Source organism: Microbacterium cucumeris, assembly GCF_058349845.2.
Genome location: NZ_JBYRIZ020000005.1, coordinates 326,885 through 347,872, shown reverse-complemented (window position 1 = coordinate 347,872; position 20,988 = coordinate 326,885). Strand labels below are relative to the sequence as shown.

At 71.6% G+C, this 20,988-nt stretch carries 21 protein-coding genes and 1 tRNA gene; 5 read left to right on the top strand and 17 right to left on the bottom strand.

The window, feature by feature from the left end:
• Window positions 1-151 precede the first annotated feature (151 nt).
• Window positions 152-1,756, top strand: a complete 1,605-nt coding sequence (locus AC3RXZ_RS15175) for an SPFH domain-containing protein (protein WP_243232796.1) — start codon at window positions 152-154, stop codon at window positions 1,754-1,756.
• A gap of 63 nt (window positions 1,757-1,819) precedes the next feature.
• On the opposite strand, the gene AC3RXZ_RS15170 is transcribed toward AC3RXZ_RS15175, so the two are convergent.
• From AC3RXZ_RS15170 to AC3RXZ_RS15090, 17 genes are all read right to left on the bottom strand, one after another.
• Window positions 1,820-2,554, bottom strand: coding sequence for an ABC transporter permease (locus AC3RXZ_RS15170; protein ID WP_243232798.1), 735 nt, complete (start codon window positions 2,552-2,554; stop codon window positions 1,820-1,822).
• Complete coding sequence (locus tag AC3RXZ_RS15165) at window positions 2,551-3,324, bottom strand: ABC transporter ATP-binding protein (RefSeq protein WP_491494571.1); 774 nt, start codon at window positions 3,322-3,324, stop codon at window positions 2,551-2,553. Before AC3RXZ_RS15165 ends, AC3RXZ_RS15170 begins: the two co-directional genes overlap by 4 nt.
• A 46-nt stretch (window positions 3,325-3,370) precedes the next feature.
• On the bottom strand, window positions 3,371-3,967 hold the full coding sequence (locus AC3RXZ_RS15160) for a TetR/AcrR family transcriptional regulator (RefSeq protein ID WP_491494570.1): 597 nt from the start codon (window positions 3,965-3,967) through the stop codon (window positions 3,371-3,373).
• 43 nt (window positions 3,968-4,010) lie between these two features.
• Entirely contained in the window at window positions 4,011-4,778 is a 768-nt protein-coding gene (locus tag AC3RXZ_RS15155) for an AAA family ATPase (protein ID WP_243232801.1), read from the bottom strand.
• A complete protein-coding gene (locus AC3RXZ_RS15150; RefSeq protein ID WP_491494569.1) occupies window positions 4,778-6,253 on the bottom strand; it encodes an L-serine ammonia-lyase, iron-sulfur-dependent, subunit alpha in 1,476 nt (491 codons plus the stop codon). Before AC3RXZ_RS15150 ends, AC3RXZ_RS15155 begins: the two co-directional genes overlap by 1 nt.
• A 92-nt stretch (window positions 6,254-6,345) precedes the next feature.
• Window positions 6,346-6,418: transfer RNA gene (locus tag AC3RXZ_RS15145), tRNA-Arg, on the bottom strand.
• A gap of 75 nt (window positions 6,419-6,493) precedes the next feature.
• Entirely contained in the window at window positions 6,494-7,057 is a 564-nt protein-coding gene (locus AC3RXZ_RS15140; RefSeq protein WP_243232807.1) for an asparagine synthase, read from the bottom strand.
• A gap of 34 nt (window positions 7,058-7,091) precedes the next feature.
• Window positions 7,092-7,961: a hypothetical protein gene (locus AC3RXZ_RS15135; RefSeq protein WP_491494578.1), complete on the bottom strand. Its 870-nt coding sequence runs from the start codon at window positions 7,959-7,961 to the stop codon at window positions 7,092-7,094.
• Window positions 7,961-8,209 (bottom strand): hypothetical protein, encoded by a 249-nt coding sequence (locus AC3RXZ_RS15130; RefSeq protein ID WP_243232808.1) that lies wholly within the window; start codon window positions 8,207-8,209, stop codon window positions 7,961-7,963. The genes AC3RXZ_RS15135 and AC3RXZ_RS15130 overlap by 1 nt, the downstream gene beginning before the upstream one ends.
• Window positions 8,206-8,883, bottom strand: coding sequence for a GntR family transcriptional regulator (locus tag AC3RXZ_RS15125; RefSeq protein ID WP_243232809.1), 678 nt, complete (start codon window positions 8,881-8,883; stop codon window positions 8,206-8,208). The genes AC3RXZ_RS15130 and AC3RXZ_RS15125 overlap by 4 nt, the downstream gene beginning before the upstream one ends.
• A 57-nt stretch (window positions 8,884-8,940) precedes the next feature.
• Window positions 8,941-9,885 (bottom strand): GNAT family N-acetyltransferase, encoded by a 945-nt coding sequence (locus tag AC3RXZ_RS15120; protein ID WP_243232810.1) that lies wholly within the window; start codon window positions 9,883-9,885, stop codon window positions 8,941-8,943.
• A gap of 39 nt (window positions 9,886-9,924) precedes the next feature.
• Window positions 9,925-10,794: a sulfurtransferase gene (locus AC3RXZ_RS15115; RefSeq protein WP_243232811.1), complete on the bottom strand. Its 870-nt coding sequence runs from the start codon at window positions 10,792-10,794 to the stop codon at window positions 9,925-9,927.
• A gap of 103 nt (window positions 10,795-10,897) precedes the next feature.
• On the bottom strand, window positions 10,898-11,341 hold the full coding sequence (sufU, locus tag AC3RXZ_RS15110; protein WP_491494568.1) for a Fe-S cluster assembly sulfur transfer protein SufU: 444 nt from the start codon (window positions 11,339-11,341) through the stop codon (window positions 10,898-10,900).
• Window positions 11,338-12,639 carry an aminotransferase class V-fold PLP-dependent enzyme gene (locus AC3RXZ_RS15105; protein WP_491494567.1) on the bottom strand — a complete coding sequence of 434 codons (1,302 nt, stop codon included), beginning with the start codon at window positions 12,637-12,639 and terminating at the stop codon, window positions 11,338-11,340. Before AC3RXZ_RS15105 ends, sufU begins: the two co-directional genes overlap by 4 nt.
• Window positions 12,640-12,666: 27 nt before the next feature.
• Window positions 12,667-12,975 carry a DUF7882 family protein gene (locus AC3RXZ_RS15100; RefSeq protein ID WP_243232814.1) on the bottom strand — a complete coding sequence of 103 codons (309 nt, stop codon included), beginning with the start codon at window positions 12,973-12,975 and terminating at the stop codon, window positions 12,667-12,669.
• 97 nt (window positions 12,976-13,072) lie between these two features.
• Complete coding sequence (locus AC3RXZ_RS15095; protein ID WP_243232815.1) at window positions 13,073-14,008, bottom strand: helix-turn-helix transcriptional regulator; 936 nt, start codon at window positions 14,006-14,008, stop codon at window positions 13,073-13,075.
• On the bottom strand, window positions 14,005-14,352 hold the full coding sequence (locus AC3RXZ_RS15090; RefSeq protein ID WP_243232816.1) for a DUF6804 family protein: 348 nt from the start codon (window positions 14,350-14,352) through the stop codon (window positions 14,005-14,007). The genes AC3RXZ_RS15095 and AC3RXZ_RS15090 overlap by 4 nt, the downstream gene beginning before the upstream one ends.
• Window positions 14,353-14,487: 135 nt before the next feature.
• Between AC3RXZ_RS15090 and helR the strand changes: the two genes are divergently transcribed.
• The 4 genes from helR to AC3RXZ_RS15070 all read left to right on the top strand — a co-directional run bounded on the left by helR (window position 14,488) and on the right by AC3RXZ_RS15070 (window position 20,927).
• On the top strand, window positions 14,488-16,644 hold the full coding sequence (gene helR / locus AC3RXZ_RS15085; RefSeq protein WP_491494566.1) for an RNA polymerase recycling motor ATPase HelR: 2,157 nt from the start codon (window positions 14,488-14,490) through the stop codon (window positions 16,642-16,644).
• An 81-nt stretch (window positions 16,645-16,725) separates the two neighbouring features.
• Window positions 16,726-18,087 carry a hypothetical protein gene (locus tag AC3RXZ_RS15080; RefSeq protein WP_243232819.1) on the top strand — a complete coding sequence of 454 codons (1,362 nt, stop codon included), beginning with the start codon at window positions 16,726-16,728 and terminating at the stop codon, window positions 18,085-18,087.
• Between the two features lie 4 nt (window positions 18,088-18,091).
• Complete coding sequence (locus tag AC3RXZ_RS15075; RefSeq protein ID WP_243232821.1) at window positions 18,092-19,780, top strand: SulP family inorganic anion transporter; 1,689 nt, start codon at window positions 18,092-18,094, stop codon at window positions 19,778-19,780.
• 64 nt (window positions 19,781-19,844) lie between these two features.
• Entirely contained in the window at window positions 19,845-20,927 is a 1,083-nt protein-coding gene (locus AC3RXZ_RS15070; RefSeq protein ID WP_243232822.1) for an ATP-binding protein, read from the top strand.
• Window positions 20,928-20,988: the final 61 nt, after the last annotated feature.

Here is a 20,988-nt window from a genome sequence, read left to right as displayed (position 1 = left end):
TCGACCCCTCCCGCACCCCACGCCTCGGCGGCACCGCCCGATACACCCTCGCCGCCTGACAGCACCGGCGCACACACGCGCGTGCGGCCCATCTGGCATAGTCGAAGCCATTGGTCTCCGCTCAGGGCGGAGACGGGGAGGGAAACACAACATGGAGTTCGCCGGACTGGTCGGCATCCTCGTTCTCGTCGGCATCGGCGTCGTGATCGTCATCGTGGTGGCGCTCATCGCCCTGCTGCTGGCGCGCAGCTGGATCAAGGTCGCCCGCGCCGACGAGGCGCTCGTCATCTCGGGACGCAAGCAGAAGGTGCAGCGCGCCGTCATCGCGGCGGACGGCTCGAGCCGCTCGGAGATGTCGGAATCGCCCGTCACCGTCATCGTGAACGGCAAGTCGCTCGTGAACCCGATCACGCAGCGGCACGAGATCATCTCGCTGCGCTCGCGCCAGGTCTCGCTCAACGCCGAGGCGCAGTCGCTCGACAACGTCACCCTCAACGTCGACGGCGTCGCGATCGTCAAGATCGGCTCCGACCCGCTGTACGTGCGTCGCGCCGCCGAGCGCTTCGCCTCCCAGGACAAGGCGATCGAGCAGTTCACCACCGAACAGCTCGAAGGTGCCCTGCGCGGCATCGTCGCCACCCTGTCGGTCGTCGAGCTCATGCGCGAGCGCAAGAAGTTCTCCGACCAGATCGCCGCCGACGTCTCACAGGAGCTCGCCGAGCAGGGCCTGATCCTGGACTCCTTCCAGATCAAGGGCATCACCGACAAGGTCGGCTACATCCAGTCGCTCGGCGCCCCCGAGATCCAGGCGAAGCGACAGGCCGCCGAGATCGCCCAGACCAACGCCGACCGCGCGATCAACCAGAAGAACATCGCGAACCAGGAAGCGAACCTCATCGAGCAGACCGCGCTCGACACGAACACGGCGAACGCCGATGCGGGCGTCGGCCGCGCCCGCGCCGAAGCCGAGCAGGCCGAGCAGCTCGCCCGCGCCCAGGCCGAGCAGGCCGTCCTTCAGCAGCAGGCCGAGAACAAGCAGGCCCAGCTGGACGCCGACGTCAAGCGCGTCGCCGACGCCCAGCGCTACGAGGCCGAGACGCGCGCGCAGGCCGAGCTCTACACGCGCGAGAAGGCGGCCGAGGCGGCCGCGATCGAGCAGGTCAAGCAAGCCGAGGCGCGCACCCGCATCGCCGAGCAGCAGGCCCAGGCCGACAAGGCCCGCGCCGATGGTGAAGCCGCCGCCGCAGTCGCCAAGGCGACCGGTGAGGCCGACGCCCTGCGTGCCCAGGCCGAGGCGGAGGCCGAAGCCCGCCGCCTGCGTGCGAACGCCGAGGCCGACGCGATCCGCGCCGAGGGTGAGGCGCGCGCCGCCGCCGTCGAAGCCGAGGCGAAGGCCATCGCCTCCAACCAGGACGCCTTCCTGTCGCAGCGCGTCATCGAAGTGCTCCCCACGATCATGGGCGAGTTCTCGAAGGGCTACGCCGCGATCGGCAACGTGTCGATCATCGGAGGCTCCGGAGAGGACGGCGCCTCGGGCGTCATCGGCGGCGACAGCGCCAAGGCACTGAAGTCCGTCTTCGACAGCGTGAGCTCGGCCACCGGCCTGGATCTCGCCGCCATCATCCAGGGCCAGGCCGTCGGCCGCGGCATCGGCGAGGGCGTCGCCCAGGCCGCAACGACGGCCACGACCGCCACGACGCCGCCGAAGCGCACGCCGGACGCCGCTCCCCCGCCGCCGCCCGCCTCGGTGGAGTGAGTCGCGTGAGGGCGCCGGTCGAGGTCTCGATCGGCGCCCTCGGCGTCTTCCGCGGGGACAGTTCTACGGCGTTCGGCGCCGCAGCGTCAGCGAGGCCAGCCCCAGCGCGGCCACCGCGAACGCGACGACGATGAGCATCGGACCGAACACGTCCCAGCCCTCGTCCCCCGCCGCGACCGCGTTGATCGTGTCGATCGCGTAGCTCAGCGGCAGCCAGTCCGAGATCGCGTACAGCACGTCCGGCATCTGATCGCGCGGCATGAACAGGCCGCCCAGGATGATCTGCGGGAACACCAGCAGAGGCATGAACTGCACGGCTTGGAACTCGGTCTGCGCGAACGCGCTGGCCAGCAGGCCCAGGGCCGTGCCGAGCAGCGCGTCCACGACCGCGACGAGGCCCAGCTGCCAGAGCGGACCGTCGACGTCGAGTCCGCACACCCACACCGCGAACGACACCGTGATCACCGCCTGCAGCAGTGCCATCAGGCCGAACGCGAGCGCGTATCCCAGGATGAAGTCCGCCTTGCCGAGCGGTGTCGTCATCAGCCGCTCCAGCGTCCCCGAACGCCGCTCGCGCAGCGTCGTGATCGAAGTGATCAGGAACATCACGATGAAGGGGAACAGCGCCAAGATCGCCCCGCCGAACTGGTCGAAGACGCCCTCCTGATCGCTGAACAGCCACGCGAACAGCCCCACCAGCAGGCTCGGCGCGACGAGCATCAGCGCGATCGATCGCGGATCGTGCCGCAGCTGCCCGAGGACTCGTCCCGCCGTCGCCAGCATCCTCAGCCCGTTCATGCCTCGTCCTCCGCCCGGTCCGCCCGGCGCGTCCGTCGCGTCGCCCGATGCTGCTGCACGTCGCGTTCGACGAGCGCGAGGAACGCGGCATCCGGATCGTCCGCGCCGGTCTCGGTCAGCAGCTCGTCGGGGGTCGTGTCGGCGATGAGCCGGCCCGCCCTCATCAGCAGCAGGCGGTCGCATCGCAGCGCCTCGTCCATGACGTGGCTGGAGATGAGCATCGTCACCCCGTCGTCCGCGAGGGAGCGGAACAGTTCCCACAGCTCGGCGCGCAGCACCGGATCCAGCCCCACGGTCGGCTCGTCCAGCACGATGAGCTCGGGCGAACCGATCAGAGCCATCCCGAGCGAGACCCGGCTCTCCTGTCCGCCGCTGAGCGAGTCCACGGTCTGGCCGGCCTGGTCGCTCAGGCCGACCACCTCGATCACCCGGTCGACGTCCGAGCGCGGCGCTTTCAGGAGCGCCGCGACGTAGCGCAGGTTCTGCCGCACGGTGAGGTCGCCGTACACCGCCGCCCCCTGCGTGCCGTAGGCGACGCGCGTGCGCAGCGCGCGGGTGCCGGCCGACTCCCCCAGCACGGTCACGGTCCCGGACGCGACGCGCTGCACCCCGACGATCGACCGCATGAGGGTCGTCTTGCCGCATCCCGAGGGACCGAGCAGGCCCGTGATCCGCCCGCGCGGAATCGACACATCGAGCCCGTCGAACACGCGCACGTGTCCGCGCTGGACGCGAAGCTGCGAGACCTCGACAGCCACTTTATTCATCATGTGATGAATTCTTCACCTGGGCTGCTCCGCCGTCAAGGGCGATCGCTCAGTCGAAGAGGTAGCGCTGCACGGTCGGTCCCACCCGCTCGACGAGCTCGTCGACGGATGCCGCAGCGATCGGCGGGATCCTCAGCAGATACCGCGTCAGCAGCATCCCGGCGATCTGCGAGGCGACCAGGCTCGCGCGCAGGTCGGCGTCCGGAACGCCGAGGGTCCGCGCGATCCGCCCGATCAGCTCCCGCGACAGGAACCCGGACAGCACCGGTGTCGTGAGCCGACTGCTGATCGCCGTCCGCATGAGCATCACGCCCCGGCGCTGCACCTCCGGCTTCTCGAAGGCTTCGAGCACGTAGCGCACCAGGCGCTCCCCGACCTCCTCCCGGGGTCCTGCGATGATCGCGGGGACGTCGATGTCGGGGCGCAGCGGGATCCCGACGGCCTCGGCGAACAGATCCGCCTTGGTGCCGAAGTAGTGGTGCACGAGCGCGGAGTCCACGCCGGCGCGGCCGGCGATCGACCGGATCGTGGCGCCGTCGTAGCCGTGCTCACCGAACTCGTCGACGGCGGCGGCGATGATCCGGGCCCGCGCGTCGGATCGTCCTCGCGGGCGCCCTCGTCGCCGCGGTGCACTCGCCTCCGTCATGCCGCCAGCCTACTCAGCGCCGAGGCCGCGACACGACGGCGGGTCAGTCCAGGAGATGCCGCAGATACCGCGGCGGCGAGTCGAGGAACGAGCGCCAGTGGCTCACGAGCTCGAGCCCGTCCCACTCCGCCTCGCGGATGCCCCACTCCCCCACCTCGAGGATCCGCGCCCCGGGGAGCGCGGCCAGCACCGGGGAGTGCGTCGCGCACAGCACCTGGCCGCCGTCGTCGGCGATGCGGCGGAGCACCGCGATGAGTGCGAGCGTCGACTGGAACGACAGCGCCGCCTCCGGCTCGTCCAGACAGTAGAAGCCGGGCTCGTCGAAACGGCTGTCCAGGAGGGCGAGGAACGACTCTCCGTGGCTCATCTCGTGGAAGGGGACGTCGGGCGCGCGCAGCGACGGGTTCTTCTCGAGATACGTGTAGAAGGAGTGCATGGTCTCGGCCCGCAGGAAGAATCCCCAGCGGCTCGCGCCGATGCCGCGCTGCAGCCGCAGCCAGTCCGAGAGCGGCGATTCGGTCGGGCGCGTGCTGTGCTGCGCCTGACGCGAGCCGCCCTCGGGGGACAGCCCGTACGCGACGGCGATGCCCTCCACGATCGTCGACTTCCCGCTGCCGTTCTCCCCGACGAGGAACGTCACCCCTGGCGAGAGGTCGATGCCCTCGCGCAGCACCTGCGCGACCGCAGGGATGCTCGTGGGCCAGCGGCCGCCCGGGGCCGGGGCGTCGTCTGTCGCCCGCACGGACACGACCGGCTGCTCGCGGCGCCGTCGGCTGCCCGGCGCCCAGATCGACTCGGAGGCGTCCCTCATCAGCACTCGATCACGTTGACCGCGAGCCCGCCCTCGCTGGTCTCCTTGTACTTGGTCGACATGTCCAGGCCCGTCTGGCGCATGGTCTCGACGACGGCATCCAGGGACACGTAGTGCCGGCCGTCGCCGCGCAGCGCCAGTCGGGCGGCGGTCACGGCCGTCGACGCCGCGATCGCGTTGCGCTCGATGCACGGGATCTGCACGAGCCCGCCGATCGGATCGCACGTCAGCCCCAGGTGGTGCTCCATGGCGATCTCGGCGGCGTTCTCGATCTGGCGGTTGGTGCCGCCCATCACGGCCGTCAGTCCCCCAGCGGCCATGGCGCACGCCGACCCGACCTCGGCCTGGCATCCGCCCTCGGCTCCGGAGATCGACGCGTTGGCCTTGAAGAGCGAGCCGAGCGCCGTGGCGGTCAGCAGGAAGCGCCGGATGCCGCGACGCCGGTTCGCCTCGGCGATCGCCGCCTCGTCGGCCACCGCGTCGTCGGCGGGCTCGGTCGGCGACTGCAGCAGCGCGCTGCCGACGAGCTCGCCGTGCGGGGTGACGGCGTTTCCCGACCCGAGTCCGGAGTCGGCGAGGAAGCGCCACCAGTACATCGCCACGGCGGGGAGGATGCCGGCGGCGCCGTTCGTCGGAGCCGTCACGACGCGCCCGCCCGCGGCGTTCTCCTCGTTCACTGCCAGCGCGAACGCGCCCAGCCACTCCCCCGGGATCTCCCGTCCGCCCTCGGCCTCGGCGGCCTCGAGCTGCGCGCGGATCACCGCGGCGCGCCGCTTCACCTTCAGGATGCCGGGGAGAACGCCCTCGGCGTGCAGGCCGGCGTCCACGCATCCGGCCATGGCGTCCCAGACGGCGTCCAGCCCCGCCGCCACCTCGGCCTCGTCGCGCAGAGCCGTCTCGTTGCGCCGGGCGAGCTCGGCGATCGTCAGGCCGTGCTCGTCGCACAACTCGAGCAGCGTCGCGGCGTCGTCGTACGCGAACGGCAGCGGCGCCGTCGCGATCCGACCCGCCTCGCCCTCGCGCCGGATGAATCCGCCGCCGACCGAGTAGTAGGTCTCCTCGGCGACGACCTCGCCGCCCGAACCGTGCGCCGTGATCGTCATGGCGTTCGGATGCCCCGGCAGCCGCGTCCGCGGGGCGAACACGATGTCCTCCTTGGCGAACGCGACGGGATGGACTCCGGCCAGGTGCAGCGCGGCACCGTCCGGAAAGTCCGCCCACGCGCGGCGTACGCCGACCGGGTCGCACGTCTCCGGGCTCAGCCCTCGGAGGCCCGCGACGACCGCGTCCGGGGTGCCGTGGCCGATGCCGGTCGCTCCGAGCGACCCGTACAGCGTGCAGGTGACGCGCGCCACGGCATCCAGCGGCGTCCGGTCGACGAAGTCCAGCGCCGCTCGCATCGGTCCCACCGTGTGGGAGCTCGACGGCCCCACGCCGATGGAGAACAGGTCGAAAGCCGAGACGTACGCAGTCACCGTCCCAGGCTACGCTCGAGAGCAGACGTCCGGAAAAGAGAGAACCCCCGCCGCTTCCGCGACGGGGGTTTCAATACTGTCTCAACACAGTGCGCGCCCCGAGGGACTCGAACCCCCAACCTTCTGATCCGTAGTCAGATGCTCTATCCATTGAGCTAGGGGCGCACGGCCTGTTCCGCTGAACGCTTTCCGGGCCGTCGTCAAGAATACATGAGGAACCGCGCCGGAGCGAATCGAGCCTCAGGCGGACTCGGCCTGCCGCTTGCGCCGCGCCCGCTGCTCGGAGGACAGCGCCTGCAGGTCGACCAGGCGCAGCGCCTGCATGCGCGCTTCGCGCATGGTCTCGTACTCCGGATCCTGATCGGGCCGCATGCCCTCGACCCGCAGACGCCGATCGAGATTGTGGCGCACGTCCGCCCACGCGGCCTCGCGCGCCTCCTCCACGAGTGCGCGAAGCCGGTCGTCGTCCTCGGCCATCGCCCGCAGCCGCGTGGCGACGCCCGCGGACTGCTTCGCCCTGCGGCGGAGGTTGCGCACATCGCGATCCCGGTAGTCGTGCGTGCCAGACGGGTCCGAATGCCGCCCCCTGGCGCGCTTGCGGAGCTTCGTCACCAGCTCGGCGGCGTCCTCGGACTCCTGCGCCATGGCGAGCAGCGATTGACGCGCGTCGTCGAGATAGCGATCGGTGTCGAACACGCCGCCCTGCGCGATGGTGCCGACGAGGATGTGGTTCTTCACCGCCAGCCGGGTCGCGGCCGTGGCGATGGCGACGCCCTCTGCGATGGCATCCGCTGTCCGACCCACGACGACCTCCTCCCTGAAATCGTACCGGCACGGGTCACCGCACCGCGCCGACCCAGATGCCCGAGGCCCACGCCTGCTGGTCGCCGTCGCACCCCACCGAGCCGGCGTAGCCGCGCACGAGTGCCATGCAGTTCGCCAGGAACTCCGGGTCACCGCCGAACAGGCTCTGGTACGCCGCCGACGCGTTCAACGAGCCCCACACACGGAACTGATGGATGTGCGCCAGTTCGTGCGCCATCGCCCAGTTCAGCCTGCCGTCGCTCCAGGTCGCGATGTCCGCCCGGAACTTGATGTAGCCGTTGCTGTTCGCACACGCCGGCGCCGATCCGCCCGCGCACGACGAGGACTCGTAGAGCCCCACGCCCCCGCCGCCGACCCGGTCCAGCGCTGCACGGACCCGCGCGTAGGCGTCCTGGCCGCCCGCCGCCCACTTCGGCCCCGGCGCCGCCGAGCTCGCCGCCTGCACCCGCTCCCAGCCTGCGACCTCCTCGTCGACCTCGGTTCTCAGGGCGCGGATCGTCGCGGTCGCGGCGACGACGACACCCGGCTCCTCGCGCTCGGCGAGGACCGTCTGCTGAGTGGACACGGCCGCCGTCCGCTCGTCCGCGACATCCACCTTGCCCTCGGCCTCCGCGAACGCCGAGGACAGCGCTTCGAGCTCGGCGAGGAACTCGGGACGGACCTCGAGGACCGATTCGAGTTCGGCGGACTCGTCGTCGGCGAGCGCGATCATCCCCGCCAGGTGGACGGCACGCGCTTCGGCCTCGTCCGCCTGGGTCGTGACCTCGATCACCTGCGTGATGAGGTCCCGCCGCTGCTCATCCAGCGTCGCTGCCTTCGCGTACACGCCGGCGGCCACCACGGCGACGACGGCGAGCGTCACCGCGACCGCTCGGCGCCGCATCACTTCAGGAACCCCTCGGTGTCCGCCAGGCGATCCTGCTGCTCCGCGATCGTGACGCGAAGCGCCGTGAGCGTCCCCGCCAGCTCGAGGTTCTCCGCACGCGCCGCCTCCCGGCGCGCCTCGGCGTCCTCGAGTTCCTCTCGTGCCTGCGCCACCGCCTGCTGGCGCTGCTGATCCGCGAGCACGACGGCGCTCGCACCCGCTACGAGCAGCAGCCCGCCGAGGACGAACGCCGTCGTGCGCATCACGGACGGGCGGCTTCTCTGTCCGGGGCTCCGGTCGCCTCGCGCAGGCGGCGTTCGGCCGTGGCCCGCCCTCTGGCGAGGTGCTGGGGCACGAGATCCCCCAGCAGCTCCACATCGCGCGCGGCGATGGCGGCGAAGATCTCCTCGTGCTCGGCGACCATTCCCGCCAGGTCGTCGTGCTGGCCGAACAGCCAGCGCAGTCGGGTCACGAACACGCCGATCAGCTCGGTGAGCATGTCGTTCCCCGACAGCCGGGCGGCGACCTCGTGGAACTCCCCCGCCGCCGATCGGCCGGCGAGGATGTCGCCCGCCTCCGCGGCGGCAGCCTCCCGATCGAGCGCCTCGCGCAGCTGCACCAGTCCTTCCTCGTCGTGCCGTGCCGCAGCGAACTGGAAGATCACAGTCTCGATGGCCTCGCGCACCTCGGAGAAGTCCTGGATGTCGCGGGCGGTGAACTCCCGGACCACCGCCCAGGTGCGCGGCCGGGCGACGACGATGCCCTCTCCGACGAGCGCGCGGATCGCCTCGCGGACGGGCAGGCGGGAGACGTTCAGCTCGGCGGCGATGTCCCGCTCCACGAGCCGTGAACCGGGTGCGCGGCGCCCGAGCATGATGTCGTCGCGCAGCATCCTCGCCACCCGCGCCGACTCCAGCTCCACGGCCCCCGCCTCCGTCATGGATGGATTCTCCCACCTGCCCGGGATTCGCACCACCGCTGGTATCCCATCCAGGGCTCACAGCCTCAGCAGCGCCAGCTCCTCGACACGGCGGTAACCGAGCCGCTCGTACAGGGCCACGGCCGGCGCGTTCGCGGCGAACACGTGCAGACCGATCGATCCGGCACCCCTCGCGGCGCTCTCCCGCTCCGCCGCGAGCATGATCTCCCGCCCGTAACCCCGCCTGCGGTGGGCCTCATGAACGGCGACGTCGAGGATGAACGCGTGCGGCGTCCCGGCCCGGGTGCGCAGGCCCAGCCAGAGAATGCCGACCTCCACCCCTTCCGCCTCCGCCACGAACAGCGCCTGTCCGCGACTGGAGAGGCCCTCCGGCAGCTCTTTCGCGAACTGCCGACGCGCCTCGGCCGCGGCATCCGCGGGAGTCATGCGCCCGGTGCCAGCGAGCTCCTCGGCGAAACCGCGTTCGGACTCGGCCGCGAAGCGCTCGAACCGCTCCGGAGTCATCCCCACCACGCGAACGGCTCCCGGCTCCTCGACGCGCTCCGGCAGCGGTTCGAGCAGCATCTGGACGGAGGATGCCGCGAATCCGCGCCCCGCGAGCAGCCGGCGGGTCGCGACGTCCTGGGGGAAGAGGGTCACCGCGAGGGTGACGGCTCCCGACCGGCGCCCGGCGTCCTCGATCAGGTCTGCGAGCGCCTCGCGGTCGGCGGGAGCCAGGTCGTCGTCCGCCTGCACGTCGACGAGGAACGCGCGCTCGCCCGGAAGGCTCAGCCACACGAAACCGCGCTCCGCCCCGGCTGCGTCGAAAACCCGCAGGATCGCCGACTCCTCCGTCGCCGCGCCGCCGGGCATCAGCTGACCGAAGATCGCGTCGGCGTGCTCCACGGCATCCGGACCGGGACGGAAGCCGGATTCCTGCAGCAGCCGGATCAGGCGTCCTCTCGTCCGCGATCTCCAAGCGGGCAGGCGATCGGCGGGAAGAGGCTCCAGGCGCAGCGTCACGCCACCATCCTCCGCTCCGCGCCGCGCCGCGTCCAGACGTCACACCGCCGTGAGCCTCCCATACGGCAGGATGCCGACGGCCACCGGCAACCCGCGGTGGTTCGACCACTCGCTCCACGACCCCGGATACACCGCGGCGCGGATCCCGGCCTGCTCGAGGGCCAACGCCGTGTGCATGGCAGCGACGCCGGAGCCGCAATACACCGCGACGCGGCTGCCGTCACGGATGCCCGCCCCGGCGAAGACCCGCTGCAGCGCAGCAGGAGGCAGCAGTCTCCCGTCGCCGCCCACGGTCGCCATGGCCGGCAGATTCACCGCGCCGGGGATGTGCCCGCCGACGGGGTCGAGCGAGGCCTGCGCACCGCTGTACTGCTCGGGCGTGCGGACGTCGAGCAGGATGCCGTCGCGCGCGAAGTCCGCCACCTCGCCGATCTCGAGCCGGTCGCCCTCCCCCGCCGCCAGCACGACGTCGCCCGCTTCGGGGAGCACGTCGCCGCCTTCCAGCGGCAGCCCCTCCGCGACCCAGGCGCGGATTCCGCCGTCCAGCACCCGCACGTCCACGCCCGCGCGACGCAGCAGCCACCACAGACGCGCGGCGGCGACGCCGCGATTGTCGTCGTACGCGACAGCGATGTCCTCGTCGTGCAGGCCCCAGCCGCGCGCGGCGACCTGGAGGTCGTCGAGGGCCGGAAGCGGGTGGCGTCCCCGCTCCGGCTCGCTGCGACAGGCGAGCTCGTGTTCCAGATCCACATACACGGCTCCGGGCAGGTGCGCGCGCACGTACTCCGGGCGCCCTTCCGGGCGATCGAGCCGCCAGCGCACGTCGAGGACCCGCACGGCGGGGCCCTCACCGTGCTCGGCGCGCCGCTGAAGGTGGATCAGCTGCGCCGGGCTGACGAGATTGGTCATGGCCCCAGCATCCGCGTCCGGGCGCCCGCCGTCATCGGGTCATGACACGTCGCTTCACGAAGCGACACACGACGTCACACGGAGTGCGGGGCCGCTCGCGGAATCAGTCGAGCTTGCGCAGCGCGTCCTCCGCCGCGACCCACGCGAGCATGGCGCACTTCACCCTCGCGACGTAGCGGGACACTCCGCCGAGCGCTGCCGCGTCCCCGAGCAGGTCGGAGTCGGGCTCGATCTTCCCACGGGAGCGCATCGCCTCGCGGAACACCTCGATGCGGCGCTCGACCTCGGGCTGGGGCATCCCCTCGACGAGTTCGGCGAACAGCGAGGCGGACGCCTGGGAGATCGCACAGCCGTGACCCTCCCACGCCACGGCCTCGATGGTGCCGTCGACGGCGCGGTGCACCTGCAGGGTGATCTCGTCCCCGCATGTCGGGTTCACCTGATGCGACTGCGACGGCACCTCGTCGCGCAGGCCGTAGCCGTGCGGGGTGCGTGAGTGGTCCAGGATGAGCTCCTGGTACAGGTTCTGCAGATCGGACGAGCTCACCGGTTCCCCCCGAAGAAGTCGATGGCGGCCGCGACGCCGTCGATCGCGGCGTCCACGTCCTCGGCGGTGTTGTAGACGTAGGTGCTCGCCCGCGTCGAGGAGGTGACTCCGAGCCGGCGGTGCAGCGGCTGCGCGCAGTGGTGACCGACCCGCACGGCGATCCCGCGGTCGTCGAGGAACTGGCCGAGATCGTGCGAGTGGATGCCGTCGACGTCGATGCTCGCGAGACCCACGCGCGGCAGGTCGATGCCGCCGCCGAGCACGCGGACGCCGTCGATGGCGCCGAGGCCGTCGACGAGGCGCCTGCCGAGTTCGGCCTCGTGCGCGGCGATCCGCGGCATCCCGATCGCGTCCAGGTACCGCACTGCCGCGGCGAGCGCGATCGCCTGCGACACCCGCTGCGTCCCGGCCTCGAAGCGCTGCGGCGACGGCAGGTACTCGGCCTCCGTCGTCGAGACGGTCGTGATCATCGACCCTCCGGTCAGGAACGGGGGCATCGCGTCCAGCAGCGTCCGGCGGCCAAAGAGCGCGCCGATGCCGGTCGGACCGAGCATCTTGTGCCCGGAGAACACTGCGAAGTCGACGTCGAGCGCGCGCACATCGACCGGCAGATGCGGCACGGACTGGCAGGCGTCCAGCAGGAACAGCGCACCGACGTCGTGAGCTGCGGCGACCAGATCCTCGACGGGGTTGACCACGCCCAGCACGTTGGACACGTGCGTGGCGGCCACAAGGCGGGTGCGTTCGGTGATGTACGCGGGCAGCTCCTCGAGCCGCAGGGCGCCGTCGTCGTCGAGCGGCAGCACGCGCAGCGTCGCGCCCGTGCGCGCCGCGAGCTCCTGCCACGGGATGAGGTTGGCGTGGTGCTCCATCTCGGTGGTGACGATCTCGTCGCCCGGACCGATCCGCAGCTGCTCGGCGGCTGCGCCACCGCGACCGGCCGACGCGTTCGAGATCGCATACGCGACGAGGTTCACGGCCTCGGTGGCGTTCGAGGTCCAGACCAGTTCGCCCTCGCCCGCGCCGATGAATCCTGCCACGGTCGCGCGGGCGTCCTCGAACACCTCGGTCGCCTCGGCCGCGAGCGTGTGCGCTCCGCGGTGCACGGCGGCGTTCAGCGTGAGCAGGTGGTCGCGTTCGGCGTCCAGCACGGCGAGCGGGCGCTGCGAGGTCGCCCCGGAGTCGAGGTACACGAGCGGATGCCCGTTCACCTCCGTGCCGAGGATCGGGAAGTCTGCGCGGATCCGGCGCACCGCGGCGTCGGTCAGCGCAGCCGCGGCTGTCGTGGTGGAGCTCATCCTTCTAGCTTCTCACCCCCGAGGTGCTCAGTCACTGGATTCGAGGTGCTCCTCGACGAGCACGATGCCTCCGCTCGAGCTCGCGGAGTTCGCGAGATCCGCGACCCACGCGGCGCTCAGCTCGGTCGGCTCCGGCTCTTCGAACACGAACCGCAGCGGGATCGACGGATGCAGCCAGATCGTCGAACGGCCTCCCGGCTCTCCCTCCGGATGCCGCCACGAGAGCGTGAAGCTCTCGTTGCGGCGCAGTTTCGTCGCCACGACGACCTTCAGGTGCGCCAGAGCCCGGTCCTCGATGAAGATCGGCTTCGCGTCGCCGTAGTGCAGATGTCCCATGACGCGACGTTAGGCCGTCCGTCCGGGGGTCGAGCGCCGGGACGTGCCGGGTATCCGCAACGCGACGCGAGCGGTGCGCACCGCGTCACCAACTGCGTCACCGAAGGCGTCGGGCGACGACTCCCGGCGCCACGCCGTACTCGGCGCGGAAATAGGCCGCGAACCGCGACGGGTGGGTGAATCCCCAGCGCCGTGCGACGGCCGCGACGGTATCGCCGGTGCGCTCGAGGTCCCGGCGAGCGCCCTCCAGGCGCGCGCGTCGGAGCGCCTCACCGGGAGTCGTGTCCAGCGCGCGCTGGAAGGCGCGCTGGAGGCCGCGCGTGGACATGTGGACCGCCGCTGCCACATCGTCGACGGTGATCGGCAGATGCGCATGCTCCTCGATGTGCGTCAGAGCGCGACGCACGGTTGCCGGAGCCGCCCGCGTCTGCGGCGAGCGCCCCATCGTGTCGCGGAACGAGGTGCCGAAGGAGGAGAGCGTGATCACGAGCGCGTGCCGTTGCAGCGAGGCGAGCAGGATCTCGTCCTTCAGCTCTGCGGAGGACAGCGCCGACAGCAGATAGTCGACTGTGCCGCTCCAGAGCTTGCTCGCCGCGGCATCCGCCATCAGCGCGTCCTGCACGGACAGCTCGAGCCCATCGTCGCCGGAGATCTGCCGCGCGGCCGACTGGGCAGCCGCCTGGTCGAAGATCAGAGCCTGCACGGTCGCGGGGCCGTCCCAGTGCGCGCCCACGGATCGTCCGTCCGTGATCCAGGCGCTCTCGCCGGTCACGACGCCGTCCGCGGTCCGCACCCGCGCGCCGCCGCCTCGCACCCGGCAGGCCAGGATCTGGTCGACGGGTTCCACGACGGAGGTCACGCCGGCGGCGAGCTCGTAACGCACGACGGACAGCTTCGGAAGCGTCGCGGACGCCCAGTCGAACCGGAAGTCCCGCGCCTCGACCCGCTCCAGCCCGGCCGACGGGACGAAGCGCTGCCAGGTCTCCTCGACGCGCCCGACGTCCCGCGACCGGAACCTCAGCACGGCGCTCACCGGTCGGACGCGTTCCTCTCGGTCTTGATGAGCGCTCCCGCGGCGAGGAACAGCACAGCGCCGATCACACCCGCGATCGCCCACACGCCGTACTCCACGTCCACCGCGAAGACCGGGTTCCAGAACACCGCCACCAGCACGAAGACGATCGTCCACCACCACTGCCCGGCCTGCACCGCGAACCACGCCACGATCAGGGCGAGGATCGCCACGACGAAGCGGACGATCGTGGCGCCGATGCCCTCCGGCACGAGGGGCGACAGGAACAGGGCGATGGCGGCCAGGATGCCGGGCGCCAGCGCATTGCGCTGGAACGGCGGATCCGACGGACGGGAGGCGTGCATGAGACCAGTCTCCCAGCTCCCCCGCACTTCCAGGATACCGGGGAGACGGGGGCTTGCGGCAAGGGCCCCCGGAGGGCGCATACTGGTCCGTCGCGCCCGTCGACACCCGGCGGGGCGCGTGCGAACGGAGCCCGCGTGAACCCCTCGTCCCTCACCGTTTTCGACCTGCCCGACCGCCTCGCCGCCAAGGCCGACCCGGCTCTCATCGCCGAGGACGAAGCCCATTTCGCCCGGATCGCCGCGACCCTCGAGGAGGCCGTCTCGTCAGCATCCTCGAGGCTCGACGCCGTCCTGCATTCGCCGGCGGGCGTCGGCGGAGCCGCGGTCGAACGCGACCTCGAGATCCACCGGCTGAACGCGCGCCTGGGCATGCTGCGCCGGTACGGCGTCGACCTCTGCCTGGGGAAGATGACCCCCGACAGCGGCGAGCCGGTGTACATCGGACGCACGGGCCTGACGGATGCCGAGGGCGAGCCGCTGCTCGTCGACTGGCGCACGCCCGCAGCGGAGCCGTTCTTCGCGGCCAGCCATGGCGCCCCGATGGGACTGGTGAGCAGACGGCGCTACCGCTGGACGGGCCGGCGCATCAGCGACTACTGGGACGAGGTGTTCACGGCGGACGGACTTCGCAATCGCGCGGCGCTGGACGACCAGTCCGCCTTCATCGCGAGCCTGGGTGCCAGCCGTTCACCGCGGATGCGCGACGTCCTCGCGACGATCCAGGCGGATCAGGACGCGATCATCCGCGCGGGCGGGGACGGCGCCCTCGTGGTCGACGGCGGCCCGGGGACGGGGAAGACCGTGGTGGCGCTGCACCGGGCCGCGTACCTGCTGTACGCCGAGCCACGCATCGCCGCGGGCAGTGGGGGCGTGCTCGTCGTGGGCCCGCATCAGCCGTACCTCTCCTACGTGGAGGACGTGCTGCCGAGCCTGGGCGAGGAGGGTGTGCGCACCTGCACGCTGCGCGATCTCGTGCCCGAGGGCGCTGAGGCCCTGGCCGAGCCCGACCCGCATCGCGCCGCGCTCAAGGCCGATGCCCGTCTGCTGGATGCCGTGGCGACCGCCGTGCGCCTGTACCGGCGACCGCCTCAGGACCGCATGCTCGTCGAGACGGAGTGGGCGGACATCCCGCTCGACCCGGAGGACTGGGCCGATGCCTTCGACGCCGTCGAACCGGGTACTGCGCACGACGACGCCCGGCCGGACATCTGGCGCGCCCTGGTCGAGATCCTCGCGCGTCGCGCCCGTGTGCCGCAGCGCGTGCTCGCCCCCGCTCTGGCCGCGAACGATCGGCTGGGCCGGGCGTTCGAACGCGCGTGGCCGCTGCTGGACCCGACCGCGCTCACGGCCGCGTTGTTCTCGGATGCCGCGTTCCTGCGCCGATGCGCTCCATGGCTCCCGGCAGCCGAGGTCGATGCGCTCGTCCGGGCGGAGGACGCCGCCTGGACGGTCTCCGATCTGCCGTTCCTGGACGCCGCCCGCCGACTGGTCGGCGATCCGTCCGCCGAACGTGCCCGCCGTGAGCGCGCCGCGCAGCTGACCGCAGAGCGCGCGTACCGTGAGGACATCGCGGACTATCTCATCGCCAGCTCCGACGACGACCTCGGTCTCATGTCCATGCTGCGCGGCGACGACCTGCGCAACTCGCTCGACGACCTCGACGCCCTTCCGGACGTGTCGAGCGCCCCGCTGGACGGCCCGTTCGCGCACATCGTCGTCGATGAGGCCCAGGAGCTCACGGATGCCGAATGGCGGATGCTGCTGGAGCGCTGCCCCTCGCGCAGCTTCACGATCGTGGGTGACCGCGCGCAGGCCAGGCACGGGTTCACCGACACGTGGGAGGCCCGCCTCGCCCGCGCGGGCCTGGGCGAGGTCCGCATGGCCTCGCTCACCGTGAACTACCGCACGCCCTCCGAGATCATGGCGGAGGCGGAGCCGGTGATCCGCGCGGCGATCCCCGACGCCAACGTCCCGAGGTCGATCCGTTCCGGCGGCGTGCCGGTGCACCATGGCGCCCTCCGCGAGCGGGACGCGATCCTGACCTCCTGGCTCGCCGGGAACGAGGACGGAACGGCCGCCGTGATCGGGATCGATCCCGGGCCGACTCCGCCGCGCGTGCTGTCCCTCACGCCGGAGACCGCGAAGGGCCTCGAGTTCGACCTGGTCGTGCTCCTCGACCCCGACGGCTGGGGCGACGGGGTGGAGGGGGCCGTCGACCGCTACGTCGCGATGACGCGCTCCACGCGCGAGCTCGTCGTGCTGCGCCCCGACGCGCTCACCCGCGCGGGATGATCGAGCGCGTCCCTCCGGACGGACGCGGGGCACAGTGAGGAAGCGGGCCGCCGCCGCGGCCCGGACACGGATGGGGGAACCATGGCCGCCGAGACGGACACCGCAGCGCTGCAGGCGAGGATCGCCGCCCTCGAGGCCGAGAACGACGCGCTGCGCACCGAAACGCCGCGCCGGCGGCGCGTCCGCGGTCGCAGCATCCTCGCGGGCGTCCTGCTGGTCGTCGCGATCCTGCTCGCGCCGATCGCAGTGCTCGGCACCTGGGCGCGCGTTCAGCTCGTCGACACGGACCGCTTCGTCGCGACCTTCGCCCCGCTCGCCGAGGACCCACAGGTCCAGTCCTACATCGCCGACCAGGCGATGACCGCGATCGATGAGAACCTCGACATCCAGGGCATCGTCGACGACCTCGCGGACGGGCTGACCCAGCTGGATCTGCCGCCGCGCGCCGAGAACGCGATCCAGCTGCTCACGGTTCCCGCCGCGCAGGGGATCCGCACCCTTGTCGGCAACGCGGTGGACCGCGTCGTCGCCTCGGATGCGTTCGCGGGGATCTGGCAGACGACGCTGCGCGAGACCCACTCCCGCGCCGTCGCCATCATCCAGGGGCAGGAGGGCACGGCGATCACGCTCGGCGGGGACGGCACGCTGTCGATCGATCTCGGCGTGGTGATCGGCAACGTCAAGGACCATCTCGTCGACAGCGGCTTCGGCTTCGCCGAGGCGATCCCCGAGATCCAGCGCACCATCCCGCTCGCGACGGCGGACTCCTTCGTCCTGATCCGGACCCTGTACCAGGTGGCCACGGCGGCCGGCTATTGGCTGCCCTGGGTCGTGCTGGGCCTGCTCGTCGTCGGCGTCGCGCTCGCCGTGAAGCGCTCCCGCGCGGTCGTGGCGGCCGGCGCGGGGCTCACGATCGCGTTCCTGGCGCTGCTCGCCGGTTTCGGCATCGGCCGGCAGTTCTTCATCGGCGCGGTGAGCCCGTCCGTCATGCCTGCGGGAACGGCCGCGGTCGTCTTCGACCAGGTGACCGAGCTCATGAACGCGACGCTGGTGGCACTCACGGTGCTCGCCCTGCTCATCGCCCTGGGCGCGTGGCTGTCCGGGCCCTGGCGGCCCGCGCGCCGGATCCGGCGCATCGGACAGGATGCCGAGAACACCCTGCGCCGGACCGCCGAGCGGTACGGCCTGAGCACGGGATCGTTCGGCGCGTTCCTCGACCGCGCGGCCCCGGCTCTGCGGGTGATCGTCGTGCTCGGCGCCGTCGCGATCCTGTTCCTGTCGCGGCCGATCACGATCGGCGGCGTGCTGTGGACTCTGGTCGGCGTGATCGTCCTCCTGCTGCTCATCGAGGTGCTGCGCCGCCCGGCCGATGAACCGGAGACGGCGACGGACGCGGCACCGGATGCCGAGGCCGCCGCGACCGTGTCGCGGCCTCCGGCCTGAGCTCATGAGGATCCCCGGCCCTGTCCAGGCGTACCTCGGCCGCTTCGGCGGACGCGGCACGGTGCGCAAGGATCTCGTCGCCGGGGTCGCGCTCGGCGTCGAGAGCGTTCCGGACGGCCTGGCCGCAGGTGTCCTCGCCGGGGTCAATCCGCTGTTCGGTCTGAACGCCTATATGGTCGGTACGTTCGCCGGGGCCCTCACGACGGGCTCGGTGTTCATGAGCGTGCAGGCGACGGGCGCCATGAGCGTCATCCTCGCCGATGTCCCCGAGATGCAGGGGCCGCTCGCGGCCACCGCCGTCGCGACCGTGACGGTGATGGCCGGGCTCATCATGCTCGGCCTCGGGCTCGCCCGCATGGGCAGCCTCGTCCGCTTCATCCCCACGGCCGTGCTGATCGGATTCGTCAACGCCGTGGCGGTCAACATCGTCCTCGGCCAGCTCGACAACCTCACCGGCTTCACGAGCACCGGCGCGAACCGGCTGGTGCGGGCGCTGGACAGCGCGCTGGGCATGTCGCACTTCAGCTGGCCCTCGCTGCTCGTCGGGGCCGTCACGGCGGCGATCATCCTGCTCCTGGAGCGCACCAGGATCGGCGCGCTCGCCCTCGTCGTCGCCGTCGTCCTCGGCTCCGCCGCGGCACTGCTGATGCCGAACGAGTCCGTCGCGACCGTCGGCGATCTGGCCGAGGTGTCGCGGTCGGTGCCGGGGCTGAGCCTTCCCGATCCGTCCCTGATCCTGGCGCTCATCGTCCCCGCACTGTCGCTCGCCCTCGTCGGGCTCGTGCAGGGGGCGGCGATCTCGGGCTCCATCCCGAACCCGGACGGCCGCTATCCGAACGCCTCCGCGGACTTCCGCGGCCAGGGGATAGCGAACATCGCGACGGGGATGCTGCAGGGCATGCCGGTCGGCGGATCGATGTCGGCCACGGCCCTGGTGCGTGCCGCCGGAGCGCGGACGGCTCTGGCGAACCTCACCGCCGGGGTCGTCATGCTCGTGACGCTGCTGGTGTGCGGCCCGCTGATCGAATACGTCGCCATGCCGGCGCTGGCGGCCCTGCTGATCCTCATCGGCGTCAGGACCTTCAAGATCCATCAGGTGCTGCTGGTGTGGCGCACCGGTGCGATGCAGATCGCGGTGTTCCTCGTCACCTTCGTCCTCACGCTGCTCATCCCGCTGCAGTACGCCGTGCTGGCGGGTGTGGGCCTGTCGGTCGTGATGCACATCGCGCGGCAGTCCAATCGCATCAGGGTGCTGCGGTGGGTTTTCGACGGCGATGGGTTCCGGCCGCGGGAGGTGGCGCCGCCCGCGGAGCTCCCCGGAGGCGAGACGGTGGTCCTGACCGCTTACGGCAGCCTGTTCTTCGCCTCGGCGCACTCCTTCCGCGCCCAGCTGCCGCAGCCGACGCCCTCCTCGGCCGGCGCCGTGGTGGTGATCAGGCTGCGCGGCACCGAGGAGCTCGGCGTCACGTTCCTCACGATGATCCGCGACTACGCCGTCGACCTGCGCGCCCACGGCGCCACCCTCATGATCACGGGCGTCGAGCCGCGACTCGCGCATCAGCTGGACGCGACGGGAGTGGGGGCGATCGTGGGCGAGGAGAACATCTTCCCGCTGCGCCGGAGACTCGGCGACTCGCTCGACGACGCGCTGAACGCGATCCGCGCGCGGCGATCGCCGGACGACGCGGGCTGAGGCGTCACCCCGGCCGGGCGACGCGCTCCCTCCGCCCTCCGTCGATGCCTCTACGATGACGGGCATGAGCGCTGAGATGCCGATCGGCACCCTCCTGGATTCGTCGGACACCGCGTACCTGCGCGCACCCCGGTTCAACCGGCACACGTTCTGGTGCGGCCAGAGCGGCTCAGGGAAGACGTACGCGCTCGGTGTCGTCCTCGAGCAGGTGCTGCTGCACACGCGCCTGCCCATCGTCGTGCTCGACCCGAACTCGGACTTCGTGCACCTCGACACCCCCCGGGAGTCCGCGCCGGAGGACGCCGCGGCGCAACTGGCCGCGCGGGACATCCGCATCCTGCGACCGGGGTCCGAGGGCGAGGACCATCTTCAGGTGAGATTCGTCGACATGGACATCCGCTCCCGTGCGGCCGTGCTGCAGCTCGACCCGGTGCTGGACGCCGAGGAGTTCAACGCGATGCTGCGGGTGGGCGCGACATTCACGAAGGCGGACGACCGCCGCCTCGGCGACTGGCTGGAATCCCACGACGACCCGATGTTCCGGCGGCTCGCGCTGCGACTGCGCAATCTCGGCATCCTGGAGTGGGACCTGTGGGCGTGGGGCGGCCACGACGTGACCGATGTCGTGAACGCGACGCCGGACGCCACCGTGCTGGACCTCGGCGGGTTCGACTCGGCCGCACAGCTGCAGACCGCCGCGCTCGCCGTCCTCGACCGGCTGTGGGCCCAGCGTCACGAGCGCACCGGCCGCCTCGTGGTGATCGACGAGGCGCACAACCTCGCGGCGCCGGATGCCGGGACTCCGCTCGCCAGAGCCCTCACCGAGCGCATCGTGCAGATCGCGGCCGAGGGGCGAAAATACGGCATCTGGCTGCTGCTCTCCACGCAACGGCCCTCGAAGCTGCACCCCAACGTGATCTCGCAGTGCGACAACCTGGCGCTGTTGAAGATGAGCTCCACGCGCGATCTCGCCGAGCTCGGCCAGATCTTCGGATTCGCCCCCTCAGAACTGCTGGATCAGTCGCCGACGTTCCGCCAGGGGCAGGCGCTGTTCGCCGGCGGGTTCGCGTCGGAGCCGCAGCTCGTGCAGATGGGGGCGCGACTGACCCGCGAAGGCGGCTCGGACGTTCCGATCGGCATCCGCTGACCGCAGATCCCCTCGGGACACGCGGCGGGGCGGTGCTCGTACCGAACAGCCGCGGCACGCA

Coding starts and splice junctions, on each gene's coding strand:
- AC3RXZ_RS15175 (WP_243232796.1), top strand. CDS start 152: ATGGAGTTCGCCGGACTGGTCGGCATCCTCGTTCTCGTCGGCATCGGC.
- AC3RXZ_RS15080 (WP_243232819.1), top strand. CDS start 16,726: ATGGCCGCCGAGACGGACACCGCAGCGCTGCAGGCGAGGATCGCCGCC.
- AC3RXZ_RS15115 (WP_243232811.1), bottom strand. CDS start 10,794: ATGACCAATCTCGTCAGCCCGGCGCAGCTGATCCACCTTCAGCGGCGC.
- AC3RXZ_RS15170 (WP_243232798.1), bottom strand. CDS start 2,554: ATGAACGGGCTGAGGATGCTGGCGACGGCGGGACGAGTCCTCGGGCAG.
- AC3RXZ_RS15070 (WP_243232822.1), top strand. CDS start 19,845: ATGAGCGCTGAGATGCCGATCGGCACCCTCCTGGATTCGTCGGACACC.
- AC3RXZ_RS15160 (WP_491494570.1), bottom strand. CDS start 3,967: ATGACGGAGGCGAGTGCACCGCGGCGACGAGGGCGCCCGCGAGGACGA.
- AC3RXZ_RS15090 (WP_243232816.1), bottom strand. CDS start 14,352: ATGCACGCCTCCCGTCCGTCGGATCCGCCGTTCCAGCGCAATGCGCTG.
- AC3RXZ_RS15125 (WP_243232809.1), bottom strand. CDS start 8,883: ATGACGGAGGCGGGGGCCGTGGAGCTGGAGTCGGCGCGGGTGGCGAGG.
- AC3RXZ_RS15165 (WP_491494571.1), bottom strand. CDS start 3,324: ATGATGAATAAAGTGGCTGTCGAGGTCTCGCAGCTTCGCGTCCAGCGC.
- AC3RXZ_RS15135 (WP_491494578.1), bottom strand. CDS start 7,961: ATGCGGCGCCGAGCGGTCGCGGTGACGCTCGCCGTCGTCGCCGTGGTG.
- AC3RXZ_RS15105 (WP_491494567.1), bottom strand. CDS start 12,639: ATGAGCTCCACCACGACAGCCGCGGCTGCGCTGACCGACGCCGCGGTG.
- AC3RXZ_RS15100 (WP_243232814.1), bottom strand. CDS start 12,975: ATGGGACATCTGCACTACGGCGACGCGAAGCCGATCTTCATCGAGGAC.
- AC3RXZ_RS15075 (WP_243232821.1), top strand. CDS start 18,092: ATGAGGATCCCCGGCCCTGTCCAGGCGTACCTCGGCCGCTTCGGCGGA.
- AC3RXZ_RS15155 (WP_243232801.1), bottom strand. CDS start 4,778: ATGAGGGACGCCTCCGAGTCGATCTGGGCGCCGGGCAGCCGACGGCGC.